Source organism: Streptomyces sp. NPDC059373 (genome assembly GCF_042751495.1).
Classification (GTDB): domain Bacteria; phylum Actinomycetota; class Actinomycetes; order Streptomycetales; family Streptomycetaceae; genus Actinacidiphila.
In genome coordinates this window covers 704,793-723,291 of sequence record NZ_JBHYXC010000001.1, presented here as the reverse complement: position 1 = coordinate 723,291, position 18,499 = coordinate 704,793, and the positions used below count along the sequence as shown (strand labels likewise).

General features: G+C 68.4%; 13 protein-coding genes. 5 read left to right on the top strand and 8 right to left on the bottom strand.

Annotated features, from left to right (window positions below; translation table 11 throughout):
• Nucleotides 1-56: 56 nt before the first annotated feature.
• A complete protein-coding gene (gene argS / locus ACFXJ5_RS03425; RefSeq protein ID WP_384626130.1) occupies nt 57-1,802 on the bottom strand; it encodes an arginine--tRNA ligase in 1,746 nt (581 codons plus the stop codon).
• A 123-nt stretch (nt 1,803-1,925) separates the two neighbouring features.
• Between argS and lysS the strand changes: the two genes are divergently transcribed.
• Nucleotides 1,926-3,590, top strand: coding sequence for a lysine--tRNA ligase (gene lysS / locus ACFXJ5_RS03420; protein ID WP_384626127.1), 1,665 nt, complete (start codon nt 1,926-1,928; stop codon nt 3,588-3,590).
• A gap of 40 nt (nt 3,591-3,630) precedes the next feature.
• Here the strand turns inward: lysS and ACFXJ5_RS03415 are convergent, their stop codons facing one another.
• From ACFXJ5_RS03415 to ACFXJ5_RS03405, 3 genes are all read right to left on the bottom strand, one after another.
• The gene (locus ACFXJ5_RS03415) at nt 3,631-4,776 is read right to left on the bottom strand and encodes a DUF2637 domain-containing protein (RefSeq protein WP_384626571.1); all 1,146 of its coding nucleotides are present in this window, start codon (nt 4,774-4,776) and stop codon (nt 3,631-3,633) included.
• Between the two features lie 120 nt (nt 4,777-4,896).
• Nucleotides 4,897-5,598 (bottom strand): DUF3558 family protein, encoded by a 702-nt coding sequence (locus ACFXJ5_RS03410; RefSeq protein ID WP_384626124.1) that lies wholly within the window; start codon nt 5,596-5,598, stop codon nt 4,897-4,899.
• Nucleotides 5,599-5,652: 54 nt separating this feature from the next.
• A complete protein-coding gene (locus tag ACFXJ5_RS03405; protein WP_384626122.1) occupies nt 5,653-6,441 on the bottom strand; it encodes a hypothetical protein in 789 nt (262 codons plus the stop codon).
• Nucleotides 6,442-6,615: 174 nt separating this feature from the next.
• Between ACFXJ5_RS03405 and ACFXJ5_RS03400 the strand changes: the two genes are divergently transcribed.
• Both ACFXJ5_RS03400 and ACFXJ5_RS03395 read left to right on the top strand, forming a co-directional pair.
• Nucleotides 6,616-7,809 carry an RtcB family protein gene (locus ACFXJ5_RS03400; protein WP_384626119.1) on the top strand — a complete coding sequence of 398 codons (1,194 nt, stop codon included), beginning with the start codon at nt 6,616-6,618 and terminating at the stop codon, nt 7,807-7,809.
• Nucleotides 7,810-8,292: 483 nt separating this feature from the next.
• Complete coding sequence (locus ACFXJ5_RS03395; RefSeq protein WP_384626117.1) at nt 8,293-14,460, top strand: DNRLRE domain-containing protein; 6,168 nt, start codon at nt 8,293-8,295, stop codon at nt 14,458-14,460.
• 1,541 nt (nt 14,461-16,001) lie between these two features.
• Here the strand turns inward: ACFXJ5_RS03395 and ACFXJ5_RS03390 are convergent.
• The 3 genes from ACFXJ5_RS03390 to ACFXJ5_RS03380 are packed head-to-tail and all read right to left on the bottom strand — an operon-like array spanning nt 16,002 to nt 17,002.
• Nucleotides 16,002-16,199: a DUF397 domain-containing protein gene (locus tag ACFXJ5_RS03390; RefSeq protein ID WP_384626115.1), complete on the bottom strand. Its 198-nt coding sequence runs from the start codon at nt 16,197-16,199 to the stop codon at nt 16,002-16,004.
• Complete coding sequence (locus ACFXJ5_RS03385) at nt 16,196-16,687, bottom strand: DUF5753 domain-containing protein (RefSeq protein WP_384626112.1); 492 nt, start codon at nt 16,685-16,687, stop codon at nt 16,196-16,198. The genes ACFXJ5_RS03390 and ACFXJ5_RS03385 overlap by 4 nt, the downstream gene beginning before the upstream one ends.
• 15 nt (nt 16,688-16,702) lie before the next feature.
• A complete protein-coding gene (locus ACFXJ5_RS03380; RefSeq protein WP_384626109.1) occupies nt 16,703-17,002 on the bottom strand; it encodes a multiprotein-bridging factor 1 family protein in 300 nt (99 codons plus the stop codon).
• A gap of 133 nt (nt 17,003-17,135) precedes the next feature.
• Between ACFXJ5_RS03380 and ACFXJ5_RS03375 the strand changes: the two genes are divergently transcribed.
• Together ACFXJ5_RS03375 and ACFXJ5_RS03370 are read left to right on the top strand one after the other, a co-directional pair.
• Nucleotides 17,136-17,375: a hypothetical protein gene (locus tag ACFXJ5_RS03375; RefSeq protein WP_384626107.1), complete on the top strand. Its 240-nt coding sequence runs from the start codon at nt 17,136-17,138 to the stop codon at nt 17,373-17,375.
• The gene (locus ACFXJ5_RS03370; RefSeq protein WP_384626104.1) at nt 17,372-17,623 is read left to right on the top strand and encodes a DUF7848 domain-containing protein; all 252 of its coding nucleotides are present in this window, start codon (nt 17,372-17,374) and stop codon (nt 17,621-17,623) included. The genes ACFXJ5_RS03375 and ACFXJ5_RS03370 overlap by 4 nt, the downstream gene beginning before the upstream one ends.
• A gap of 97 nt (nt 17,624-17,720) precedes the next feature.
• On the opposite strand, the gene ACFXJ5_RS03365 is transcribed toward ACFXJ5_RS03370, so the two are convergent.
• Nucleotides 17,721-18,485: an SDR family NAD(P)-dependent oxidoreductase gene (locus ACFXJ5_RS03365; RefSeq protein WP_384626102.1), complete on the bottom strand. Its 765-nt coding sequence runs from the start codon at nt 18,483-18,485 to the stop codon at nt 17,721-17,723.
• Between the last annotated feature and the right edge of the window lie 14 nt (nt 18,486-18,499).

Sequence of the window (18,499 nt, the reverse complement as noted above, 5' to 3'; positions counted from 1 at the left end):
GATTGAGGACGGAACCGGGAACCGGACGGACCCGGTGAACCATTCCGGTCACCGCACTAGAGCTGCTCGGGAGTGCGGATGCCCAGCAGCGTCATGCCCTGCTGCAGGGTGCGGCCGGTGAGGTCGGCGAGGAAGAGCCGGTTCTCGACGGTCTCGGGGGTTTCGGCCTTCAGGACCGGGCACTGCTCGTAGAAGGTCGCGAAGGCGGACGCCACCGAGTAGAGGTACGAGGCGAGCTTGTGCGGCTCGTACGTCTCCGCGACACCGGCGAGGGTGTCGCCGAACTCGTCGAGCAGCAGCCCGAGGGCGCGCTCGGCGGGCGCCAGCGGCAGCTCCGGGTGCGCCGCCGGCTTCGCGTCCCCCGCCTTGCGGAGGATCGACTGGATACGGGCGTAGGCGTACTGGAGGTAGACGCTGGTGTCGCCGGTGAGGGAGACCATCCGGTCGAGGTCGAAGACGTAGTCCCGGCCGAGCGAGGTGGACAGGTCGGCGTACTTGATCGCGCCGATGCCGACCTCGGCGGCGCGCGCCGCGACCTCCTCCTCGGACAGTTCCTCGTTCTTCTCCCGGATGACGACGGCCGCCCGCTGGACCGCCTCGTCCAGCAGGTCCTCCAGCTTGGTGGAGACACCCTCACGGGTCTTCAGCGGCTTGCCGTCCTTGCCCAGCACCGTGCCGAAGGGCAGGTGCTTGACGGTGACGTCGTCGGTGAGCCAGCCGATCCGCCGCGCGGTCTCGAAGACCATCTTGAAGTGCAGGGCCTGCCGGGCGTCGACCACGTAGAGCAGGGTGTCGGCGTGCAGGTCGGTGGTCCGGTTGCGGATCGCGGACAGGTCGGTGGCGGCGTAGCCGTAGCCGCCGTCGGCCTTCTGGACGATCAGCGGGACCGGCTCGCCGTCCTTGCCCTTGATGTCGTCGAAGAACACGCACAGCGCGCCGTTGGAGCGCACGGCGACGCCGGACTCCTCCAGCAGCTTGCAGGTCTCGACGAGCATGTCGTTGTAGCCGCTCTCGCCGACGATGTCCTCGTCACGGATGGCGATGTCCAGCTTGTCGTACACCGAGTAGAAGTAGATCTTCGACTCGTCGACGAACCGCTGCCACAGCGCCAGCGTCTCGGGATCGCCGGCCTGGAGGTCGACGACCCGCTTGCGGCTGCGGGTCTTGAAGTCCTCGTCCGCGTCGAACAGCTTCCGCGACGCCTTGTAGACACGGTCGAGCCGGGACATCGACTCCTCGCCCGCCGCCGTCTCCCCGGCTTGGTGGTCCAGCTCGTGCGGGTGCTCGATCAGATACTGGACGAGCATGCCGAACTGGGTGCCCCAGTCGCCGATGTGGTGCCGCCGGATCACCTTCTCGCCCTCGAACTCGAGGATCCTGGTGATCGCGTCACCGATCACGGACGACCGCAGATGGCCGACGTGCATTTCCTTCGCCACGTTCGGCTGCGCGTAGTCGACCACGGTGATGCCGGGCTCGGCCTTCACGGGCACGCCGAGCCGGTCGTCGGCGGCGCGGGCGGCCAGCGTCCGGGTGATCGCGGCGTCGCTGACCGTGATGTTGAGGAAGCCGGGGCCCGAGACTTCGACGGCGGCGATCAGGCCGTCGTCGTCGCCGGTGGGGAGGGCTTCCACGACCTGGGCGGCGACCTCGCGCGGATTGGCCTTGTTCCGCTTGGCCAGGCCCAGTACTCCGTTGGCCTGGAAGTCGGCCCGGTCGCTACGTCGCAGCAGCGGGTCGGCACCGAGGGCGTCAGCGACGCGCTGCTGGATCGAGGCGGAAAGGGAAGGGACCGAGGCCATGGGATGGATGCCGTTCCTGAGAGGGGGCTGAGATCGATTCTCAGTATCCCACGCGGGTACCACCCAATATTCTCTGGGACAATTGGTGGGTACCAGCTAAACCTCTGGAAGGAAGTCGAGACAGTGGCTCAGAGCACCGAGGCCGACTGGGTCGCCCGCTTCGCGGACGACGTCATCGAGGAAGCCGAGCGGCGGGCTCCGGGCAAGAAAATCGTGGTCGCCTCCGGGATCAGCCCGTCCGGCCCGATCCACCTCGGCAACCTGCGCGAGATCATGGTCCCGCACCTCGTGGCGGACGAGATCAAGCGCCGGGGCGTGCCGTGCGAGCACATCCTGTCCTGGGACGACTTCGACCGTTACCGGAAGGTCCCGGCCGGTTACGACCCCTCCTTCGCCGAGCACATCGGCAAGCCGCTGACCTCCGTACCGGCCCCCGAGGGCAGCGAGTACGAGACCTGGTCCGACCACTTCAAGGCGCCCTTCCGGGCCGCGCTGAAGACCCTGGGCGTCGAGGTCACCGAGATCAGCCAGACCCACGAGTACCTGTCCGGCACCTACCGCGAGCAGATCCTGCACGCCATGCGCGAGCGCCGCCGTATCGACGAGGTGCTCGGCCGCTACCGGACGAAGAAGAAGCCCGAGCCGGAGCAGGACGACGAGGACGCCGCGCCGGCCGCCGACGCTGCCGAGTACTTCCCGTACAAGCCGTACTGCTCGAACTGCGACCGCGACCTGACGACGGTCACCTCGTACGACGACGAGACCACCGAGCTGGCGTACACCTGCCAGGCATGCGGGCACTCCGAGACCGTCCGGCTCAGCGAGTTCAACCGCGGCAAGCTGGTCTGGAAGGTCGACTGGCCGATGCGCTGGGCCTTCAAGGGCGTGGACTTCGAGCCGTCCGGTGTCGACCACTCGTCGCCTGGCTCCAGCTTCACCGTCGGCAGTCAGCTCGTGCGCGAGATCTTCGGCGCCGAGCCGCCCATCGGTCCGATGTACGCCTTCGTCGGCATCAGCGGCATGGCCAAGATGAGCAGCTCCAAGGGCGGGGTGCCGGTCGCGGCCGACGCCCTGCAGATCATGGAGCCGCAGCTGCTGCGCTGGCTGTACGCCCGGCGGCGGCCGAACCAGGCCTTCAACATCTCCTTCGGCGACGAGATCTCCCGTACGTACGACGAGTGGGACGCCCTGGAGCGCAAGATCGAGGCCGGCACCGCGGCCCCGGTCGATGTGGCGGTCCACTCGCGCGCCGCGGGCACCGCGTCCGGTGTGCTGCCGACGACACCGCGCAAGCTGCCCTTCCGTACGCTCGCGTCGGTTGTCGACATCACCACCGGGGACGAGGAGCAGACGCTCCGCATCCTGCGCGACTTCGACCCCGAGCACCCGCTCGGCTCGCTGGCCGAGGCCCGGCCGCGGCTGGACTGCGCGGTGAACTGGGTCAACACCCACGTCGAGCCCGAGAACCGCACGCAGCTGCGGACCGAACCGGACCGCGAGACGCTCGCGGCGCTGTCGGACGGCGACCGGCAGGCGCTGAAGCTGCTGGTCGACGGCCTGGACGAGCACTGGTCGCTGGACGGGCTGACGACGCTCGTCTACGCGGTGCCCAAGATCCAGGCCGGCCTGGAGCCGGACGCCAAGCCGACGCCCGAGCTGAAGGTGGCGCAGCGGTCGTTCTTCGCGCTGCTCTACAAGCTGCTGGTCGGGCGGGACACCGGGCCCCGGCTGCCCACGCTGCTGCTCGCCGTGGGCGCGGACCGGGTGCGGGAGCTGCTCGGCGGGTGATCAGGGCCGTAAGCCGGGGCCGCCGTGATCATGGCCCCGGCTACGGCACGTACTGGTCGTCCATCTCGCTGCTGAAGCGCTCGTGCAGCTCACGGATGTCGTTGACCACGGCCCGCTCGGGGAGGATGTCGCCGCCGTACAGCTCGTTCAGCTTGCGCACGAAGCGGCGGGCGTTGGGCCGCTCACCGGTCTCGGCGACGATGGTGCGATAGGCGTGGAAGTACGCGTCCTCGCGCGCGACGCCGTCCGGGAGCGGGACGGACGGCGGCTCCGGCTCCGGGCCGGTCGCGAGAGGACGGCGGCCGTTGGCGGCCGTCCGGGGCTGCACCGGTACGGGCTCCGGCTCCGGCTGCCACATCGGCTCCGGCTGCGGCGTCGGGGACGGGGCCCACGGCGAGAGGGGCATGCCGTTGGCGTCGATCGGCGGGGCCGCCTGGCGCTGGGCGGGGAACGGCACGGGGGCGGCTGCCTCCTGGGCCGGGGCGACGATGGCCGCGGGTGACGGTGCCGGGGTGGTCGGCGACAGCTCGTCCGGCACGGCCGGGATCGTCTCCGACAGCGGTACGCCGAACCGCGCGAGCCGCAGCGGCATCAGGGCCTCGATCGGTGCCCGGCGGCGCCAGGCCCGCCCGTAACGGGCCCGCAGGCGTGCCTGGTAGACCAGCCGCTCCTGCTCGAGGCGGATCACTTCGTCGTAACTGCGCAGCTCCCACAGCTTCATCCGCCGCCAGAGCCGGAAGGTCGGCCAGGGCGCGAGGACCCAGCGGGTGATGCGTACCGACTCCATGTGCCGGTCGGCGGTGATGTCCGCGACCCGGCCCACCGCGTGCCGCGCCGCCTCGACGCTGACCACGAACAGGACCGGGATGATGGCGTGCATCCCGACGCCCAGCGGGTCCGGCCACGCTGCGGCGCCGTTGAAGGCGATGGTGGCGGCGGTCAGCAGCCAGGCCGTCTGCCGCAGCAGCGGGAACGGGATCCGCAGCCAGGTCAGCAGCAGGTCCAGGGCCAGCAGCACGACGATGCCCGCGTCGATGCCGACCGGGAAGACGTTCGCGAACCAGCCGAAGCCCTTGGCCAGCGCCAACTCCCGTACGGCCGCGTACGATCCCGCGAAGCCGATCGCGGCAATCACCACCGCCCCGGTCACGACCACACCGGCCAAGATCCGGTGCGTCCGAGTCATAGGTATCGCGGCCACGCCCGCCCCTCCTGCATTCGCCGAACTGGCGGGGCCAGCCTGTCATATGGGATGAGTGGCAAGACGCACAAAGCGGCGTAATCGGTGCAGGAGGGGCAGTAGTTGTTACGCGTTCTTCGCCGCGACCGACGCCACGGCCTCCTTGGCGGCCTTCAGTGCGTCCGTCCGCAGAGCCGACGCCTTCGGGGTCTTCGCGGTCTCGAAGCCCGCGCCGTTGTAGGACAGGATCACCACGACATTCCCGGTCCGTGCGACCACGGTCACGTCCTCGTACTGCTCCTTGTCCTTCTTCACCTCCGCCGTGACGACGGTCGCCGCGTCCCCGACGCCGGTGACCGCCTCCGCGCCGGCGCCCTTGACCGCCTTGGTCTCGGTCAGCTGCTCCGTATACCGCTTCTCCGCCTGGTTCTGGGCCGTGCCGACGCCCGCGACCGTGTCGAAGCGCTGCAGGGCCACGTCCAGCCAGCGGTACTGGTATCCGTCCAGGCCGTTCCAGGAGCAGCCGCCCCGGGAGGTGGCGTCCGAGGACCTGGCGGCGTCGCCGGAGGCTTTCTTCAGCTTCGGGACGAGCGACGTGACGGTCTTGGCGGAGATCGTCCTGCACGGCTCCGGCAGCGCTCGGTACTTCGCGGCGACCGGGCTCGGCGAGGCGGAGCCCGAGGCCGAGCTGGAGGCCGAACCGTCGGCCGCCGTCTTGGCGGACGAGCTCGACGGGGCCGACGAGCAGCCGGTGACAAGGGCTGCGGAGATGGTCGCGGCGGCCGCGCAGGCGAGCAGTCGGGCGTGGCGCTGGGCTGATCGTTGCATGGGTCCTTCGCTCACTTCGTACAGACAGCAAACGGCCAGAATACGCGTTTTGCCTTATCGGGCGAATTGATCTGCCACTTCGCCCGCCACCTCGCGGGCCCCGTCCTGCAGTTCCTGGGGGGCCGGAGCGACCGAATTGTCCGTCGACCATTGCGAGTACTCGACGGTGACCAGCACATTCGCCTTCCGGAACACGACGGTGATGTCGCGGTGCACGCCGGAGTCCTGGGTCTTGAGCACGTCATCGAGGTACGCGCTGTCGCCAAGGCCACTCAGGGCGCGGGGCGCGAGGGCGGCGGCGGAGTCCGAAGCGGAAGCGGAAGGCGTCGCCGACGCGGACGACGAGGCGGAGGCGGAGTCCGAGGGGCCGGCCGAGGCGGACGTCGCCGTCTCGATGCCGGCGGCGAGTGCCTTCTCGTCGTAGTCCGTGGTGGCCTGCGACTCGTCGCTCACCGCGTTGTCGTACGACACCACCCGCAGGAAATCGACGTGCAGATAGCGATTGCCGTTGCTCGTGCTGCCCGTCCACCCGCACCCGACCCGCCGGTCGGTGTCGTACGTCAGGTCAGCCGTGCCCGCGTAGTCCTTCGCGTTCGGCACCAGCGACTTCAGCGTGTTCGCGCTCACCGCCCCGCACGGCTCCGGCAGCACCCGGTACTTCCCCGGCGCCGCCGTCGTGGACGCCGCACCGGTCGCCGCCTTCGCGTCGGCCGCGCCGGCGGCCGAGCCGCTCGACGAGCTGCACGCCGTCAGCGCGGCGAACGCGACGGCGAACGCGGTGACGGACAGCGCGGCCCGCCGCGCCGCACGGGACGAATGGGGTCGGTCTCCCGATGGCAGCACTGACCTGGCCCCTTCCTCGAAATCCCGTGGCGCGGTAACGCGACCGGTGGACACAATGTTTACCGCACTGGTCTGGGTGGGCGCCCGATCATGGACCTTTTTAGTCCGCTTTGTGCTTGATTTCTGCTTTCGATAAGACTTGATTTGTTGTACCTGTTTGTCTGGGGGATGAAAATGTCATACACCGAGGTACCCGGCGTCCGCGTCCCGATCCGCATGTGGACCGACCCGTCCGGGGTCGAGGACGTCGCCATGCAGCAGCTGCGCAACGTCTCCTCCCTGCCCTGGATCAAGGGCCTCGCCGTCATGCCCGACGTCCACTACGGCAAGGGCGCCACGGTCGGCTCCGTCATCGCCATGCACGGCGCCGTATGCCCGGCGGCGGTGGGCGTCGACATCGGGTGCGGGATGAGCGCGGTCAAGACCTCCCTGACCGCGAACGATCTTCCCGGTGACCTGTCGCGCCTCCGGTCCAAGATCGAGCAGGCCATTCCGGTCGGCCGGGGCATGCACGACGAGGGCGTCACCCCGGACCGCTTCCACGGCATGCCGACGGCCGGGTGGGACGACTTCTGGGCGGGGTTCGACGGGCTGGCGGAAGCGGTCCGGTTCCGTCAGGAGCGGGCCGTGAAGCAGATGGGAACGCTCGGGTCCGGCAACCACTTCATCGAGTTCTGTCTCGATGAGAACGGTTCCGTCTGGCTCATGCTCCACTCCGGCTCCCGCAACATCGGCAAGGAGCTCGCCGACCACCACATCGGCGAGGCCCAGAAGCTCCCGCACAACCAGGGCCTGGTCGACCGCGACCTCGCCGTCTTCATCGCCGACACCCCGCAGATGGCGGCCTACCGGCGTGACCTCTTCTGGGCCCAGGAGTACGCGAAGCGGAACCGCGCGATCATGATGGCGCTCTTCCAGGACGTCGTACGCAAGGAGTTCAAGAAGGCCAAGGTCACCTTCGACCCCGTCATCTCCTGCCACCACAACTACGTGGCCGAGGAGCGCTACGAAGGCATGGACCTGCTGGTCACCCGCAAGGGCGCCATCCGCGCCGGAAGCGGTGACCACGGCATCATCCCGGGGTCCATGGGCACGGGTTCGTACATCGTCAAGGGCCTGGGGAATGCCGCGGCCTTCAACTCCGCCTCGCACGGCGCCGGCCGCAAGATGAGCCGTAACGCGGCGAAGAAGCGGTTCTCGACGCGGGATCTGGAGGAGCAGACCCGGGGCGTGGAGTGCCGTAAGGACTCGGGTGTCGTGGACGAGATCCCGGGTGCGTACAAGCCGATCGAGAAGGTCATCGACCAGCAGCGGGACCTGGTCGAGGTCGTCGCGAAGCTGAAGCAGGTTGTGTGCGTGAAGGGCTGACGTACGGATGGCGAAGACCCCGCCGCTCGAAGGGGACGAGCGGCGGGGTCTTCGGCTGGGTGGCGCCGGCGAGGTGGGGTTCGGAAGGGGGTCGTATCCGAAAAAGCTCCACAATGTCGCGTCGGACGCGTCCGATCAGGCGCCCATTTCTTCACGGCTTGGCCGTATCTTCCTTTACTTCTTCGGAAAATCTTGAGCCAAGTACGGGAACCTCAGCCGCATTTCACTCATCAGGGTGATGGTGGCCAATCGGGCAATCGTTGCGCATGGGGCAGACCATTTCGGTCACCCGGTAGTGGCCCGTGAAGATCCTTTGACCCTTCTTTGAGTTTGCCGTGGCCTGGTATACGACCTGCCGCATCCGCCTTCTCCGGCTCCCGTGAAGATCAGCTCTGTTCTGTCATGTACGGGAGGGAATTGATGATGCGTCACAGACCGAGACCCGGGGTGGGGGCGCCCCAGTCGGCACGATGGCTGCGCCAAGTGGCCACGGGCGTCGCGATGCTACTGGCGGCGGAAACCGCACTGGTCGCCGCGGACAGCGGGGTGGCACTCGCCGTCGAGAACGCGAAAGCGACCACGACCACCCCAACATCCTCCGCGAAGCACACGTTGGGTCCTGCGGAGGCGCAGGACGAGGCGTCGGCCGTGCTGATGGCGCGGTTGCAGAAGCGGGAAATCGAGGTGCTGTCGGAGCGTACGGCGGCCTCGACGACGTATGCGCTGCCGAGCGGTGAGATACGGACCGAGTCGTATGCCGGTCCGATCCGGGTGAACAGGAACGGCACCTGGAAGGACATCAACACCGCGCTGTCGGACACCGGTGCGGACCTGACCCCGGGCGCGACGACCGCGGACATCGCGGTGTCGGACGGCGGGGACAGCCGGCTGGCGTCGGTGACCAAGGGCAAGGAGTCCTTCGGGCTGGGCTGGGCCGCCAAGCTCCCCACGCCGACGGTGAAGAACAACACCGCCTCGTACGCCCTCGGCAGCGGTCAGACCCTGTCGGTGAGCGCGCTGGCGCAGGGCATCTCGGAGAACATCAAGCTGACCCAGCAGCCGCACGGTGACAAGGTCACCTACCGGATCCCGCTGAACCTGCACGGGCTGAGGCTGTCCCAGGCCGCATCCGGGCACCTGCTGCTGAAGGACTCCAACGGCAAGCTGGTGGCCGAGGCGCCGGCGCCGATGATGTGGGACGCCAGTAAGGACCCCGCCTCCGGTGAGTCGGCGCACGCCGAGCGGGTCACGACCAAGGTCGAGACGGCCTCGGACGGTTCGCAGACCCTGGTGCTGACCCCGGACACGAACTTCCTGGCCACGGCGCAGTATCCGGTCACGGTGGACCCGACCACGACGTTGGCGGTGACCACCGACACCTGGCTGCAGACCCCGGACTACACCGACTCACAGGTCTCCTCCGAGGAGCTGAAGTCCGGCACGTACGACTCCGGTACGGACCTGGCCCGCGCCTACATGATGTTCGACGTGTCGAAGTTCGCCGGCAAGCACATCACGGCCTCGACGCTGTCGCTGTACAACTACTACTCGGCGACCTGCTCCACCACCGGTGCGCCCACCGAAGCTCGCCGGCTCACCACATCGTGGTCGTCAACGTCGGTGACCTGGGCCACCCGGCCCTCGTCCACCGGGACCGGCGCGGCCACCAACACCGGCCACTACGGCTACAGCTCCTCCTGCCCCGCGAACTGGTCGAGCTGGAACCTGCAGGCCATCACGCAGGCCTGGGCCGACGGCACCGCCAACTACGGCGTCATGCTCTACGGCCAGGACGAGACCGACTCCTCCACCTGGCGGCGGTTCCGCTCGGCGAACTACAGCACCAGCGGGTACGCGCCCAAGCTGGTGGTGACCTACAACTCCTACGCCACCACCAGCTCGTCGGCGATCTCGCCGTCGGCGGTGAACGCCTACAACGGCAAGCGGTACGTCACGTCGCTGACGCCGACCCTGTCGTCGAAGGTCACCGACGCGGACGGCTCCACGGTCAAGGGGCAGTTCGAGATCACCGCCGACCCGGCGGTCGCCGACACCACGTACACCTACACCGGGACGTCGGCGTCGGTGTCGTCGGGCGGTACGGCGAAGTTGACCATCCCCTCGGCCAGCGCCTTCCCGGCCGGTGTGCACCTGCGCTACCGGGTCCGCGGCTATGACGGGACGGACTACGGGGCCTGGTCGGGCTACACCACGTTCGTGATGAACACCGCCCTGCCGGTCGCGCCCACCATCGCCTGCGGCACCTACACCCAGGACACCTGGACCGCGAAGGCGTCCGGGTCGGTGACCTGCACCCTGGACACCACGTCCACCGACGGGCAGGGCTTCTCCTGGGGCCTGGACGACTCCACCACCCCCAAGAGCGTGTACGACACCGTGGATGGCAACGGCGGTGACCCGCTGACCATCTCGATCACCCCCGGCGACGGCTGGCACACGCTGTACGCCAAGACGATCGACTCCGGCGGCAACATCTCCACGGCGACGACCTCGTACAACTTCGGCGTGGGCGCCGACGGGGCCGGCCTGCTCACCCCCGGCAACGGGGACAGCACCGCCCGCCGGGTCAGCCTGACCTCCACCGGCAAGACCACCTACACCGGGGTCACGTACCAGTACCGGCGCGGTGAGACCGACAGCTGGACCAACGTCCCAGTCGCCCAGGTCACCAAGACCTCCGACGGTTCGGCCGTCCCGGCCTGGCCGGTCACCGTCACCAGTGGCGCCCCGGCCCCGCTGACCTGGGACGTCACCTCGTCGCTGTCCGCGGACGGGCCGATCGACATCCGGGCCGCCTTCACCGACGGCACCACCACCGGATACAGCCAGTCCAACACCGTCACCATCGACCGCAACGCCGGCACCGCGCCCTCGCAGAGCGTCGGCCCGGGTTCGGTGAACACCCTCACCGGTGACTTCACGCTGTCGTCCACCGACGTCTCGGCGTTCGGGATGTCGGTGTCGCGCACCGCGTCCTCCCGCCGGCCGACCGCCGGGTCGGACGCCACCGGCCAGGCGGCGATCTTCGGTCCGCAGTGGACCTCCGGGGTCACCGCCGAACTGACCGCCTCGGACTGGGCGTACGTCAAGCAGTCCACCGCCACCTCGGTGGCGCTGGTCGACGTCGACGGCAACGAGACCGGCTTCACGGCGACTTCCGCCGGTGGCTGGAAGCCCGAACCGGGTTCGGAGGACCTGACCCTGACCGGGTCGCTGTCCACCACGTTCACCCTCAAGGACGACCAGGGCACCACGACCACCTTCGTGAAGGCGGGTTCGACCGCCACGACCTGGCAGGTCTCCACCTCGTACCTGCCGACCGACAACTCCACCACCAAGGTGGTCTCCGAGCTGGCGCCGGGCAGCACCACGCTGGCGCGCCCGACCTACCTGATCGCGCCCACCTCCGCCGTCTCGCAGTCGACCTGCCAGACCACTCCGTCGACGGCCGGCTGCCGCGTGCTGCAGTTCGTCTACTCCACCAGCACCACGGCCACCTCCACCAGCTACGGCGAGTACGCCGGGACGGTGAAGGCGATCAAGGAATGGTCCACGGAACCCGGCGCCACCACGGCGACGGCCAAGACCGTGGAGTACTACCAGTACGACAACTCCGGCCGCCTGGCCGGCGCCTGGCAGTACGCCGTCGACGCGGCGACGTACACCGCCTACACCTACGACAGCGCGGGCCGGATCGCCACCTACGCCGACCCGGGCCAGCTGGCCTGGTCCTTCACCTACGGCACGGCGGGCAACGCCGCCACCGCGGGCGCCGGCATGCTGCTCTCGGCCGCGCGGAAGAACCTGACCCAGGGCACCGCGAGCACCCTGGACGGCACCACGTCCACGACCTCGGTCGTCTACGACGTGCCGCTGTCCGGCAGCAGCGCCCCCAACGCCATGGGCACCTCCACCGTGGCCACATGGGGCCAGACCGACGTCCCGACCGACGCCACGGCGGTCTTCCCGCCCGACTCGGTCCCGACCTCCAACACCGGCTCCGACCTGGCGGCCTCCGCCTACACCCGGGCCACCATCACCTACACCGACGCATCCGGGCGGGAGGTGAACACCGCCTCCCCGGGTGGGCACATCACCACCACCGAGTACGACCGGTTCGGCAACACCGTCCGGAACCTGACGGCGAGCAACCGTGAGCTGGCCCTGGCCACCTCCGGCGACCAGCTGACCGAACTGACCACGCTGGGCATCGACGGGCTGTCCACGGCCGACCGTGCCCAACAGTTGTCCACCAGCTCGGTCTACTCCTCCGACGGTCTGCGGGAGACCGACGAATACGGTCCCCTGCACCAGGTCACCCTGACCTCGGCCCTCACCGCCGGATCCGGCGGCACCGACCTGCCGGCCGGAACCGTCATCCCGGCCCGCTCGCACACCGCCAACACCTTCGACGAGAACCGCCCCACCGACGGCACCGCGACCGTCGCCAACGAGATCACCACGACCAAGGCCGGCGCCTCCGTGGACGGCTACCCGTCCGACGCCGATGTGCGCACCAGCACCACGGCCTACGACTGGGTCAAGGGCCTGCCCACCAAGCAGGTCACCGACCCCAGCGGCCTCGCGATCACCACGTCCACGCAGTACGACTCGCAGGGCCGGGTCATCAAGACCCTCCAGCCCAAGTCAACCGACGGCACCGACGCCGACACCACGGTGACCACCTACTACTCGGCCACCGGTACCGGCACCTGCAACGGCCGCCCCGAATGGGCCGACCTGGTCTGCTCCACCGGACCCGCCGGCGCCATCACCGGCGGCGGCAGCAACCCCACCCAACTGCCCACCAAGACCAGCCAGTACGACTGGTGGGGCAACGAGGCGATCGTCACCGAGACCGCCAACTCCGTGACCCGGACCACCACCACGACCCACGACAGCTACAACCGCGTCAGCACGGTCGCGGTCAGCGGCGGCGTGGGCACGGCGGTCCCGGACACGACCACGACGTACGACACCACGTACGGCACGGTCGCCACGGTCAGCACCAGCGCGGGCACCATCAGCTACGGCTACGACAAGCTCGGACGCCAGATCTCCTACAGCGACGGCGCCGGCAACACCGCGACCACGGCGTACGACGCCCTGGACCGCCCGGTGAAGACCACCGACTCGGCCCCGTCCACCACCACCTACACCTACGACACCACCAAGGACCCGCGCGGCCTGGAGACCTCCCGCACCGACTCCGTCGCCGGGACCTTCTCCGCCACGTACGACAGCGACGGCGACCTGACCACCGAGGCCCTGCCCGGCGGCTACACCCTCACCGACACCCAGGACGAGACCGGCACCGAGACCTCCCGGGTCTACACCAAGGACAGCGACGGCACCGTCGTCGCCTCCGACACCACCGACCACACCGCCCAGGGACAGACCGTCGCGGACGTCGACAGCAACGGCCAGACCCGTTCGCGTAGTTACACCTACGACGCGGCCGACCGCCTGACGCAGGCCGACGACACCGCCGCCGACAGCTCCTGCACCCGCAGGAGCTACACCTTCGACAACAACACCAACCGCACCGCCCTGGCCACCTCCACCAGCGACGTCGGCTCCGCGTGCACCAGCACCGGCGCCACCACGACGTCGTCCACCTACGACAGCGCCGACCGCCTGGAAACCTCAGGCACCGTCTACGACGCCCTCGGTCGCACCACCACCCAGGCCGGCGGCGCCACCATCGGCTACTACGCCAACGACCTCGTCCGCCAGCAGACTTCCGGCACCAACCGGCAGACCTGGACCCTGGACGCGGCCGGCCGCCTCGCCGCATGGACCACCGAATCCAACTCCACCGGCACCTGGACGCAGACCGCGTCCAAGACCAACCACTACGGCTCCGACGGCGACAGCCCCGACTGGACCCAGGAGACCAGCTCGACGGTCACCCGCAACGTCCAAGGCATCAGCGGAGACCTCGACGCCACCACCAGCGCCACCGGCAGCACAGTCCTCCAGCTGACCGACATCCACGGAGACACCACCGTCCAGCTCCCGCTGGACACCAGCGTCGCCCCGACCGCCCAGTCCTACGACGAATACGGCAACCCCGAAGACAGCACCCCCGCCACCCGCTACGGCTGGCTCGGCAGCAAACAACGCTCCAGCGAAACGGTCACCGGCGCCACCCTCATGGGCGTACGCCTCTACGACCCCACCACCGGACGCTTCCTGTCCATCGACCCGGTACCAGGCGGCAGCGCCAACGCCTACGACTACGTTGACGCGTCCCCGCTTAACCAATTCGATCTCGAAGGACGCTGCGTGTGGTACCACCCCTCGTGCGTCTACCACCGCGCACGTCGCCACGTGCATCGCTATTGGAAGCGCTGGGTTCGGCGTACGATCCGTTTCGGTGGGATTATGCTGGCCTACGGGCTGGGTGCGGCTGCTTGCGTAGCGTTGCCTGGAATCGGATGCGTGGTTGCGGGAATTATCGCTGGAGCAGCCGCCGGATCGTTCGAATATAGCGCTGAGCATATGTCTCGCAAGGGGCGTCGCTCATGGAGCAACAAGGGGTATCTGAAGAGCGTGGGGGAGTGGGCCTTCTTTGGAGGCCTCGGCGCCCACTTCGGGGCAGCGCGGTGGATAAGGAGGATGGTCTGACGCGTTAGCTGCGCCCATGCTCGGATCCGTATTATCGGCCGACCCCCGGGAGAGAAACCTGGGGGTCGGTTCGCTCAAGAACAAACTGAAGCACGCAAAGGACTGATTCAATTGTCATCCGGAGACAAGTTTCGATTCGCCAGAATAGTGCTTCTCTGGATCGCGATCGGCGGCATCATTTCGATATCTCTCGGATATGTAAACCTCGTACACGGAGGGCTCCTGGGTGCCATTTGGTACGGGTTCGCCACATTTGGAGTGACTTCCGCAATCATGCGTTACAAAGCTGATTCGAGAGGCTCTGGAGGAAAGCCCGAGAAGGACGGCTAAGGCTGTTCACTGTCAATGACACCTCACCCTTCTCGAGCGGGCGGCGCGGAGACCTGCGCGGAGCGACGTAGCCGACCAGGCTGTTTTCGACGCAGGCCGATTCCATAGCGGCGGGGTGCGGCTGGCTTTCCTGCCGCACCCCGCCCTACTCCTCGTACAACTGACACGCAGAGGAGTGGACGCGGTAGCTGTGGAGCGCGAGACGATCGGGTGGACCGGTGTGGGCACGGGCGGGTCCTGATGGGGGTCACCGGAGCAATGCCTCGCGTGTGGCGGTGGCGAAGGCCTCCCAGGCGCTGGCGGGGAAGGCGAGGGGATGATCTCGTACGCATGAAACTGAGAGAGGCCCCAAAGGGACGCCTCTACTCGTAGGCCGAAACTTCTTGGTTGGCCATGGAGCGCACCTGGGACGTTGGCGGTTGTAGACGTTCTTGGGATTGCGTTTCCTATAGGTCAGTCGTAGTCAACGCAGAGACGGGAACAAGATGATCCCAGGAGTCGCTCTCAGGGAAAATTATTCCTGAGAGCGACTCCCTCCCGGATCATATGTACAATCTGAGAAGCGCTGAAGTGTGAGGGTAATCAATGACTGATGGATCTGACCCCATTGACCGGCGGGCAATGCATCAAACGTCGGAACATACCGCCATCGCTCGGGCATGGAGTGCCAAGTTCCTCACGGCCGCACTGCTGATTCTCGTGGTCTATGCGACAGTTGTGACGTGGCTGGTTCCAGACGGCTGGCGTATCGTTTCATATCCGTTGGGTATGATTCCTGTCTATGCAGTTGCTCGCTGGTTCAATCACGCGAGCCATGCCGGCGACCCGGAGCTCAGCTCGGGGAACGACTCGGATTGAACCGGCGATCTCGCAAACCCGACCGTATCGGCGGCGTCATAGCAGCCGTTGCCGGTGTGAGTACCTTGTCCATCGCGCACTTGGCAGTTCCAAAGGTGTCCATCTGGCTGCTCCTTGTCCCGTCGATAGTCATCGGAGCAGGGATCGCAGTGGCAGTGCGCCGGACGATGCGAAAGCAATAGCGGCTGGGAGCCGTATCGCGGTTGACGCCTGATTGACGGATGGCCGAGGGGATCTCCCCTCGGCCATCCGACTTTGGCAGGCCATCCCGTCCGGTGCTACCACCTGCGCTGGGTCGAACACCTCTGGTTCGAAGTCGTCTTCCCGGGCCGGCCCGCGGAGGGTCCTCACTACTACTGACTGCGGCCCTCCCGGACGGCGTTCACGAACGTCGTCCAGGCGGCGGGGGAGAAGGCGAGGGCCGGACCTTCCGGGGCCTTGCTGTCGCGTACGGGGATGGTGCCCGTGGAGGCTGCGAGGTTGCGGGCGAACTCGACGCACTGGCCGCCTTCGCCATTGCTGTAGCTGGACTTCTCCCACTGTGGGGTCATCGAGACAGCTCCTCAATCGCCCTGCGGATCATGGCAATTGAATCCTCCGGGGAGAGGGCGTCCGCGCGCAAGCGTTCATACTTCTCCAAGGCGTTGGACACGTCCTTCGGCGAGTCATACACGAGGCCTGACAGCGGGGTGTCGGCGTAGACGACACTCGGCTCGCCCTCGAACTTCAGCACCGTGAAGCTCTCGGTGGCGGTGGGCGCGCCGCTGGCGAAGGGGAGGACCTGCAGGGCGATGTGCGGGGACTCTGCCTGTTCCATCAGGTAGGCGAGCTGTTTGCGCATGACGTCCGGGCTGCCGACGACGCGGCGCAGACAGCCTTCGTCGAGGATCACCCACAGCAGCGGCGGCCCCTCGCGTTGCAGCACCTCGCGGCGTCGCATACGCGTTTCCACCTTCTCGTCGGTCAGCTCCAACTCGTCCCGGGGGTACGCGGCCCGGAAGAGCGCGCGGGCGTAGGCAGCGGTCTGCAGGATGCCCATGACGAGGTTCGCGCTCTAGTCGAGGATCTGGGTCGCCGTGCTCTCGTACTGGATGTACGGCACGAACCACTCCGGATGGCCGCGTTCGCTCAACCGCTCGCGCAGGCGCGCGAAGTAGCCACTGGTGTCGAAGATCTTGTCGCAGCCGTGGGCGAAGTCGGCGCTGCCGAGGCGTTCGCCGTTCTCGACCATGCCGACGTACGAGGAGCCGTAGTTGGTGCGGGCGGCGAGGTCTTTCTGGGTGAGGCCGGAGTGGAGGCGGGCGTGGCGTACTTCGGAGCCGAAGTACTCCGGGCCGCCGTAGGGCTCGGGCAAGGTGCGGGACCCCCTTGTCGCGCAGTCCACAGCGCGGCTGTGGAGCCGTTTGCAGTGGTCAGGGTACGCGGGGTTGGGAAGTCTGTGAGTACGGAACGTGATTTCCTGCTCACGGAGGGATGGAGTGGCCTGCATGGACGGGGCGAGCGGAACCGGGACGCCGGAGGTGGGTGAGGTGGTGATCGACGCCGCCCGGGACGCGGTCGGCGTGGTGATGGGGCGCGAGGGCCCCTACGTACAGCTCAGGCCGATCGGGGGCGGCCGGGAGTGGGATGCCCGGCCGGAGTGCGTACGACCGGCGACGGCGGCGGAGCGCCTGAGCGCGCGAGTGGCCGCCGCCAACGCGAACGCGGGCCGGAGGTGGGGGCGTTGACCGGGCCACGGCAGCGACCGCACACGGTGGTCCGGTACGCCGACTGGACCATCAGCCCGGAGACCGCACCGGAGGCGCCGCCGATCGTCTTCGAGTTCCGCTGCACGACCTGCGGGGCGGAGGGGCCGGCGGATGAGGACTTCGAGGCGGCGCGGGACTGGACGTTCGCCCATGTGGGCCGGAACCCGACGCACCGGGGATACGGCGAGGTGATTCACCGGTTCTGGCGGATGACGCTGGTGGGGTGAGGGGCTCTGCTTCTCGGCCCGGCGGCGGGCGTCGGCGGCGGTCGCGTCGGGGCGGCCGCACGCCGCCCCGACGCCCTCGACGACGCGGAGCGCCGGCTCACCCCTCCCCGGGCACCCGGTGCACCTTGTGCTGCGCCGCCTGTGCCCGGGGCCGAACCACGAGCAGGTCCACATTCACGTGCGACGGACGCGTGACCGCCCACACGATGGTGTCGGCGACGTCGTCGGCCGTGAGCGGCTCGGCCACGCCCTCGTAGACGGCCGCGGCCTTGTCCGCGTCGCCCCGGAAGCGGGTGACCGCGAACTCGTCCGTCTTCACCATGCCCGGAGCGATCTCGATGACCCGGACCGGATCGCCGCACAGCTCCAGCCGCAGCGTGGCCGCGATCGCATGGGTGCCGTGCTTGGCGGCGACGTAACCGCCACCGCCCTCGTAGGCGACGAAGCCCGCCGTGGACGACAGGATGACGACGGTGCCGTCACCGCTCGCGGTCAGTGCGGGGAGCAGCGCCTGGGTGACATTCAGGACGCCCAGCACATTGACCTCGTACATCGCACGCCAGTCGTCGGGATCGGCCTTGGCGACGTACTCGGCGCCGAAGGCACCGCCCGCGTTGTTGACGAGGACGTGGACTTCGGGGAGGGAGGCCGCGAAGGCGTCGACGGCGGGGCGGTCGGTGACGTCGAGGGCGTGGGCGGAGACCGAGGCACCGGCGGCGGTGAGCTCCTTGGCCAGGGATTCGAGGCGGTCGGCGCGGCGGGCGGTGAGGACGACGTGGTAGCCGGCGGTGGCGAGTTTGCGGGCGGTGGCGGCGCCGATGCCGCTGCTTGCGCCGGTGACGACTGCGGTGCGGGGGCTCATGTCGCGGGGCCTTT